Source organism: Xanthomarina sp. (assembly GCF_035306705.1).
GTDB lineage: Bacteria > Bacteroidota > Bacteroidia > Flavobacteriales > Flavobacteriaceae > Xanthomarina.
Genome location: NZ_DATGNO010000178.1, coordinates 19,588 through 27,647, shown reverse-complemented (window position 1 = coordinate 27,647; position 8,060 = coordinate 19,588). Strand labels below are relative to the sequence as shown.

Here is an 8,060-nt window from a genome sequence, read left to right as displayed (position 1 = left end):
CTGTGCATCTAACGTTCCATTTTCAATCCATAAAATTTTAGTAGCAGATATTTTTCTAAATTTAATAGCTATCGTTATTCCATTCTGGATAAATCTTGCTTCATAAGTAGTATCAGTAGTAGAATCCGAGCTGGAAAATTGATCAGGATATTGTTCTATTTGTTCCTTCCAACAAACGGTAGTGGCTTGTTAGATATTACAAACGTTGTTTGATGTAAATTTATGTATGGGGTATTCAGGCGAATAATCACTTGCAGCAATGCCCCAAGCGCCCTGAATCCATGAAGAAGGGCTATAAGGGGAACTATCTGAACTGCCATAATCTGAAGATGAGCAGGAGAAAACAATTAACAAATAAAAACTAGATATATATTACGGCTAACCGTAAGTCCTTCACTTTTAAAAAATTATAACGTATAAAACAAGAAGCTAGAATTGAAAGAGGGGAAGTCCGTACTACATAATTACATTGTATGAAAATTATAAAACATAATTAAATTTTAATTTAATATCGATGATTTTTAATGAATGTTGTTGGGTTTAAATATCCTGTTGTATCTTTTGAATATCCTCCTCCAATTGGAAGTCCTACTTGATCTCTCAGTTCCAAATGTAAATGTGCCAAATACTGACCATTAGCAGTGCCTATAGAGCCAATTTCATCACCTTTTAATAAGTAATCCCCTTTTTTAACAAATATTTCATTACAGTGAGCATAAATAGATTCGTAAATTTCTCCATTGCTTAAAACATGTGTTATTCTAATAACATTACCCCAACCGCCTCTAATATCTTTAGCGGAGATTACGTAGCCATTTGCAATAGAATATATTGGGTCTCCTAAATCTGTATTTCCGCCTCCATTTCCATTCCAATCATCACCTAAATGAGCGTTTTTTCCAAAACCTTGAGCATTATAGTAATTTTTCGCATTTGGCTTGCCTACAGGAAAATCAAAACCATCTGTTATGAAATCTTTATTAAAATTTTCAATTATTGTTTCGGCATCCTTTTTTAATCTTGAATTACAAGATATAATTGGAATGGCTAATAAAAGTAACAGGAGTTTTCTCATTTATTTAAAATTACAACAGCAAGCAGTAGGTTACAATCGTTTTAAAATTAATTAAAAAGGATTGTCTCCCGATTTCATAAATACAGAACCAACTCTCTTATAAGACATTTGTTTACCTTTTACGCAAAGCAACCAATTGCCACCACCTAGACTTGTATTTGATTTCATAAATATAATTTCATCGGCATTACTATTTGTATCTACCATGACATGTTTAAGAAGTCCATTGTTTACTTTGGATTGTTTAAAGTCTTTCCCAAGATTACAGCCTTCTTCTTTTGTTTCAGCTCCATCAGTATAAGACCAAGTATTATCTGTTTTTAATATTACAGACTTACCCTCTTCGGTGGTAGCTTTTAAGTTTTGAGAGAAAGAAATTGATGACACCAATAAGGCGATGATAAAAATCGTATTTTTCATTTTAGTTTAAATTTAGTATCCAATAATTTTTGAAGATAAATAGAAATTTAGCATGAAACTTACGGTTAACCGTAAACCACTTAAATAATTACAAAAAAAAATCTTTTGCTAATGGAAGAGTTATTGATTGACTAATATGTCCAATTGCTTTCTTACCCCATCGCTATTCCAATTGGCTGCTCCAGTTTTATCTATAACAATTTGTCCGTTTTTATCTATTACGAAGGTTCTTGGAATGGCACCTACCTCAAAAGCTTCTGGAGCTGCTGTTTTTGGCATATGTGCTTTAAAACTATAATTGTGCTTGTTTAAAAAGTTGGAAATGGTTTTGGGATCTTCATTAGAAACAAAAAGAAAAACAACATCCACTTTATAGGTTTTATACAGCTCATCTAAACTTGGCATTTCGGCAATACAAGGTGGACACCAAGTAGCCCAAAAATTAATTAGCACCACTTTTCCTTTAGCTTCATTAAAATCAAAGGTTTCACCAGAATCATTGGTTAAAATCCAATTGTAATCTGTTAGCTGGGCTCGTTTTTCCTTTTTTACTACAGATGGACCGAACAGCGCCAAACCTTTATTTAAAAACACCTGAATGGGCGTTCTGGTTTGAGGAAAGATCAACAAGGCAATCAACACAACAAATACGATATTACTGATACTAAATTTAGGCTTTTTCATAAAGATAATAGACGAGATTTTTATTAGATACTTACATAAACAAAAAACTCCTGAAGCGTTTCAGGAGTTTTTTAAAAAAATTACTTTCTTAATTAAGAAGCGTTTTGCCTTTTAATCAAGTTAAGCGCAGAACCTTCGTTGTACCAATCAATTTGAGCTTGATTATACGTATGGTTCACCTTAATTACATCTTTAGAGCCATCCTTATGAACGAATTCTATATTAAGAGGCTTGTCTGGTGCTAATTCATTTAAATCAAGGAAATTAATGATATCGTCCTCCTGGATTAAATCGTAATCCGATTCTTTGGAAAAAGTTAGACCTAACATCCCTTGTTTTTTAAGGTTTGTTTCATGTATACGTGCAAACGACTTAACAATTACAGCAGCCACACCCAAATGTCTTGGTTCCATGGCAGCATGTTCTCTAGAAGAACCTTCACCATAATTATGATCTCCAACTACCACAGAATAAATTCCTTTTGCTTTATAGTCTCTTGCTACATCTGGAACACCTGCATAATCGCCAGTTAACTGGTTTTTTACAAAGTTGGTTTTCTGGTTGTAAGCATTTATAGCTCCAATTAACATATTATTAGAAATATTATCTAAATGTCCTCTAAAACGCAACCATGGTCCAGCCATAGAAATATGGTCTGTAGTACATTTTCCAAAAGCTTTTATTAATAATTTCGCTCCTGTAATAGAGTTTCCAATAGGTTGGAAAGGTGTTAATAACTGTAAACGCTCTGAAGTTGGGTTTACAGAAATCTCTATGCTACTACCATCTTTTACAGGCTCTACATATCCAGAATCTTCCACTGCAAATCCCAATGGTGGCAATTCAATACCTCTTGGCTCTTCTAATTTCACCTTTTCTCCATCTTCATTAATCAAATAATCGTTCATCGGGTCGAAATCCAATCTCCCTGAAATAGCGATTGCTGCAACCATTTCTGGAGAACCTACAAAAGCGTGCGTATTTGGATTTCCATCGGCACGTTTCGAGAAGTTTCTGTTGAAAGAATGAACAATAGTATTTTTCTCATCGCCTTTTCTATCACTTCTATCCCATTGCCCAATACAAGGGCCACAAGCATTTGTAAAGATTGTGGCATTTAAATCTTCGAATATTTTTAAAATGCCATCACGTTCAGCTGTATAACGGATTTGTTCTGAACCTGGATTGATACCAAAATCAGATTTCGATATAATCTTTTTATCTACGGCTTGTTTTGCAATAGAAGCCGCTCTGGTTAAATCTTCATAAGAAGAGTTTGTACAAGAACCAATAAGACCCCAATCTACTTTAAGTGGCCAGCCATTTTCTCTAGCTTTAGGTCCTAATTCTCCAACTGGCGTAGCCAAATCTGGTGTAAAAGGTCCGTTTAAATGTGGACGTAAAGTATTTAAATCGATTTCAATAACTTGATCGAAGTACGTTTCAGGATTTGCATAAACTTCATCATCTCCTGTTAAATATTCGCGTATTTTGTTAGCTTCATCGGCAACATCGTCTCTATCTGTAGCACGTAAATAACGTTCCATAGAATCGTCGTAACCAAAAGTTGATGTTGTTGCTCCAATTTCGGCACCCATGTTACAAATGGTTCCCTTTCCTGTACATGATAAGTTTTTAGCTCCAGGGCCAAAATATTCTACAATAGCTCCAGTTCCACCTTTAACCGTTAGAATTCCAGCTACTTTTAAAATAACATCTTTTGCTGAAGTCCAACCATTGATGTTACCTGTTAATTTAACTCCAATTAATTTAGGGAATTTAAGTTCCCAAGCCATTCCGGCCATCACATCTACAGCATCTGCTCCTCCTACTCCAATAGCTACCATTCCTAATCCACCTGCATTTACAGTATGCGAATCAGTACCAATCATCATACCACCTGGAAATGCATAATTTTCTAAAACAACTTGATGGATAATACCTGCTCCTGGTTTCCAAAAACCAATACCATATTTATCGGATACAGACGCCAAAAATTCAAATACCTCACTACTTGCTTCGTTCGCGCGCATTAAATCTGGTACAGCACCTTGTTTCGCTTGTATCAAGTGATCGCAATGAGTAGTTGTTGGTACAGCCACTTTGCTTTTTCCTGCTTGCATAAATTGCAACAATGCCATTTGTGCTGTAGCATCTTGTAAAGCAATTCTATCTGGAGCAAAATCCACATAATCTTTTCCACGTACAAAAGCCTTGGTTGGTGTCCCGTCCCAAAGATGTGCATATAAAATCTTTTCTGAAAGTGTTAGTGGTTTTCCAACAATTTTACGAGCAGCATCTACACGCTCTGCCATTGTACCATACACTTTTTTAATCATGTCTATATCGAAAGCCATAAGTATTGTTTGTTATTAATATTATTTTTTTGAATGTTTTCCAGCTTCGTCTGGGAATGCAAAATTACGAATTTTTAAGGAGTTTTAAAAATATGTAATAGAATGAAAGAATAACTAAATATAATTTAATTAAAGAGAAAATTACCAGCTTAAAAATAAAGATATCGTAAAATAGCATTGCTTAAAACAATAAATTAACAAAAAATAGGATTTAAATACCCAAAGAATTTGTCAAATCTTTTATGTTCTATCTTAATTTAATGAAAAAGCTGAAAAAAATTACTGGTAAATTAAAACAAACTCTTAATAATATGTTCTTCCGTAATGCCTTCGGCTTCGGCCTTGTAATTTTTAATGATTCTATGTCTAAGAATACTTTCAGCTACGGCTTGAACATTTTCAATGTCTGGAGAAAATTTCCCGTTAATGGCTGCATGTGTTTTTGCTGCCAGGATTAAGTTTTGTGAGGCTCTTGGACCTGCACCCCAATCGATATAGTTTTTAACCAATTCTGGTGCTGACGGATCATTTGGTCTGGTTTTAGCAACCATTCTTACAGCGTATTCAACAACATTATCGGCCACTGGAATTCTACGAATAACCTGTTGGATATCTATTATTTCTTGAGCTGAAAATAACGAATTTACTGTTGCTTGAACATCTGTAGTAGTGGCTTTCACCACTTGGACTTCTTCTTCAAAACTTGGATAATCCAAATTAATGGCAAACATAAAACGGTCTAATTGTGCTTCTGGCAATGGGTACGTTCCTTCTTGTTCTATGGGGTTTTGCGTTGCTAAAACAAAATAAGGCAAATCTAATTTATAATTATGACCTGCAACAGTAACTGAACGTTCCTGCATGGCTTCCAATAAAGCTGCCTGAGTTTTTGGAGGTGTACGGTTTATTTCGTCTGCTAAAATAATATTTGCGAAAATAGGCCCTTTTATAAATTTAAAATGTCTGTTTTCGTCCAGGATTTCACTTCCAAGAATATCACTTGGCATTAAATCGGGTGTAAATTGGATGCGTTTAAAATCGAGTCCTAAGGTTTGTGCAATGGTATTTACCATTAAGGTTTTTGCCAATCCAGGAACTCCAATAAGCAAAGCGTGGCCACCAGAAAAAATAGAGATTAAAATCTGACTCACCACTTGATCCTGACCAACAATTACTTTGGCAATCTCTGATTTTAAGGTATGATAATTTTTAACTAATGCTTCTACTTTAGCTACGTCGGACATGTTTATTTTTTTAACCAGTTACTAGAAAAATCGCAATCTCTGTGTTCCCCATTAACTTTAATATAAGTTTCCAAGATTTTAGCATCTTGCCATTTTTCAATAGCTTTAAATCGTTTTTCAATTAAAGCTAAATTCTTAATTTTAAGATAATCTCTAGAGAACTCTGCCACATGCTCATCCACTCGATCCGTAACCTTCATTATTTTAAATTTAATATCTCCAGTTCTTCCTCTTTCGGTAATAACCAAACTTACTTCATCATCCTTTAAACTCTGGATTTGTCCATATAATTCTGGATCCATTTTTGTAAGTTCAAAATTATAATCTTGGGTTGCTGGATTTATTAAATATCCTCCTTCACTACGGGTTTCTTTTTCGTCACTAGATTCTCTTGCGGCCTCTTCAAATGAAATATCACCCGAAACAATACGTTCTCTAACGTGTTCCATTTTTGTTTTTGCGGCTTCAATAGCACTTTGAGACACATCTGGAATTAATAAGATATGACGCACATCGTATTCTTGTCCTCTAATTTTTTCTAGATAAATAATATGCCATCCATAATCTGTTTCAAAAGGTTCAGAAATCTCACCTTCTTGCAATGTAAAGGCTACTTCTCTAAACTCCTTAACCATCATAGGCTTTTTTCTGTTTAAAGTATATAAACCTCCAGTTGGAACGGATGCCTTATCATCTGTATATAAAACTACTTTAGAACGGAAACTAGCTCCATTTTCTACAACATCTGTTCTAAATTGATTTAAACGATCGATTACTTTTTGTTTATTTTCTTCAGATACTTCTGGCTCTATAACAATTTGCAATACTTTTAATTCGGTTCCAAAAGTAGGTCTTTCGTCTACTGGAATTTTATTAAAGAACTGTCTAACTTCTTCTGGAGTGACTTCAACATCAGCTATAATTTTCTTCTGCATTTCGCTTGCCAACTTGTTGCTTTTGTTAATTTCGAACATTTCTTCTCTAAAGCTTTTTTCATCTGCTTTATTATAAAAAGCAATTAGCTCATCCATAGATTTACCAGATTGATCTAAAAATTGTTGTAACTGGTAATCTACTGCAGCACGAATTTCGGTATCTGAAACAAAAACACTGTCCTGAATGGCGTGATGTGCATATAGTTTGTCCTCAAGCAATTTTCCGAATAATTGACATCTGGTAACACCTTCCATAGAAGCACCTTGAGCTTTTAGCTGAAGAATGGTGTTGTCTATATCTGAATCCAAGATGATATAATCTCCTACAACAGCAGCAACGCCATCAATTTTTCTGGAATTCGATCTGTCGATAGTATCGGTTTTTACAGCCTTTACTTCGCTTACTTCGTCTTCAATAATTATTTGGGCTGAAACAATTTGAGTTGCCAAAATGGTCAAACAAATAAGTAGGTACTGATTTAATTTAGTTATAGATTTCAAATTTCTTATGTTTAATAGCATCTTTTTTAATGTCTTTTTCTAATTCCCTTACGAGTTCTAATTTTCTTTTATTAATCACAATCTTGTCGATTGTTGGCTTAACATATTCCAATGGTGCTGTACTATTTCTAAGTAATACATCGTTAATATGCACCAAATATAATCCTAATGAATCTTTGAGTTGTATAAAATTAGATTTTTTTAACAATTCGTTTCTATTTTCACTTGTAAATGGTGGTATTTTACCTATTACTTGATCTACTTTCACCCAAACCGAGTCTTTTAACGAAAAGGATTTAAACTGAATGGATATGGAATCAAGCTCCTTTTTATCTGCTTCGTTAAACCGTTTAAATTTAGTTTCAAGATCTTTAATATCCAATCGATTTTGGTCAACATTAACATATCTAAGCTTAATTAAATCTTCGTTTAATATAAAAACTTGTTTGTTTTCGTTGTAGTACGCCTCTATTTCGTTTTGACTAATTACTGTATCTATATTTTTGGCTACCAAAGCTTCCATATACGCTTTAGAATATAAATCGTTTTTATAATCTCTAGCAAATTTATCAAAAGCTTGTTGTTTTGCTTCGGTTAAATTAAGTTTGGCGCCACTTAGAAGTAATTGCTGTGTTGCCCAACGGTTAATAAAATTACCTACAACCACGGCGCTGTCTTGTTTAGACATCCCTTCTTTTAAAATTTCCTGTATATCTTCTTCGTATAAATAAGTATCGTTTACTCTTGCCACCGCCTTTCTATTGTCTGTTTCCTTAAAGAAATCGCACGACACAAAAAGCAAGGCAAAAAGGCATAGTAATATTATATTGGTTTTTAATTTCAA

At 33.9% G+C, this 8,060-nt stretch carries 7 protein-coding genes; all 7 read right to left on the bottom strand.

Annotated elements, in window-relative coordinates:
* Positions 1-505: 505 nt before the first annotated feature.
* The 7 genes from VKY47_RS14430 to VKY47_RS14400 all read right to left on the bottom strand — a co-directional run bounded on the left by VKY47_RS14430 (position 506) and on the right by VKY47_RS14400 (position 8,060).
* On the bottom strand, positions 506-1,075 hold the full coding sequence (locus VKY47_RS14430) for a M23 family metallopeptidase (protein WP_324313555.1): 570 nt from the start codon (positions 1,073-1,075) through the stop codon (positions 506-508).
* Between the two features lie 51 nt (positions 1,076-1,126).
* Positions 1,127-1,495 carry a hypothetical protein gene (locus tag VKY47_RS14425; RefSeq protein ID WP_324313554.1) on the bottom strand — a complete coding sequence of 123 codons (369 nt, stop codon included), beginning with the start codon at positions 1,493-1,495 and terminating at the stop codon, positions 1,127-1,129.
* A 120-nt stretch (positions 1,496-1,615) separates the two neighbouring features.
* The gene (locus tag VKY47_RS14420) at positions 1,616-2,179 is read right to left on the bottom strand and encodes a TlpA family protein disulfide reductase (RefSeq protein WP_324313552.1); all 564 of its coding nucleotides are present in this window, start codon (positions 2,177-2,179) and stop codon (positions 1,616-1,618) included.
* Between the two features lie 92 nt (positions 2,180-2,271).
* Positions 2,272-4,536: an aconitate hydratase gene (locus VKY47_RS14415; RefSeq protein WP_324313551.1), complete on the bottom strand. Its 2,265-nt coding sequence runs from the start codon at positions 4,534-4,536 to the stop codon at positions 2,272-2,274.
* 290 nt (positions 4,537-4,826) lie between these two features.
* The gene (locus tag VKY47_RS14410; protein ID WP_324313550.1) at positions 4,827-5,780 is read right to left on the bottom strand and encodes an AAA family ATPase; all 954 of its coding nucleotides are present in this window, start codon (positions 5,778-5,780) and stop codon (positions 4,827-4,829) included.
* Between the two features lie 2 nt (positions 5,781-5,782).
* Complete coding sequence (locus VKY47_RS14405) at positions 5,783-7,237, bottom strand: peptidylprolyl isomerase (protein WP_414731237.1); 1,455 nt, start codon at positions 7,235-7,237, stop codon at positions 5,783-5,785.
* A complete protein-coding gene (locus tag VKY47_RS14400) occupies positions 7,200-8,060 on the bottom strand; it encodes a peptidyl-prolyl cis-trans isomerase (protein WP_324313547.1) in 861 nt (286 codons plus the stop codon). The genes VKY47_RS14405 and VKY47_RS14400 overlap by 38 nt, the downstream gene beginning before the upstream one ends.

Coding starts and splice junctions, on each gene's coding strand:
- VKY47_RS14430 (WP_324313555.1), bottom strand. CDS start 1,075: ATGAGAAAACTCCTGTTACTTTTATTAGCCATTCCAATTATATCTTGT.
- VKY47_RS14425 (WP_324313554.1), bottom strand. CDS start 1,495: ATGAAAAATACGATTTTTATCATCGCCTTATTGGTGTCATCAATTTCT.
- VKY47_RS14420 (WP_324313552.1), bottom strand. CDS start 2,179: ATGAAAAAGCCTAAATTTAGTATCAGTAATATCGTATTTGTTGTGTTG.
- VKY47_RS14415 (WP_324313551.1), bottom strand. CDS start 4,536: ATGGCTTTCGATATAGACATGATTAAAAAAGTGTATGGTACAATGGCA.
- VKY47_RS14410 (WP_324313550.1), bottom strand. CDS start 5,780: ATGTCCGACGTAGCTAAAGTAGAAGCATTAGTTAAAAATTATCATACC.
- VKY47_RS14405 (WP_414731237.1), bottom strand. CDS start 7,237: ATGCTATTAAACATAAGAAATTTGAAATCTATAACTAAATTAAATCAG.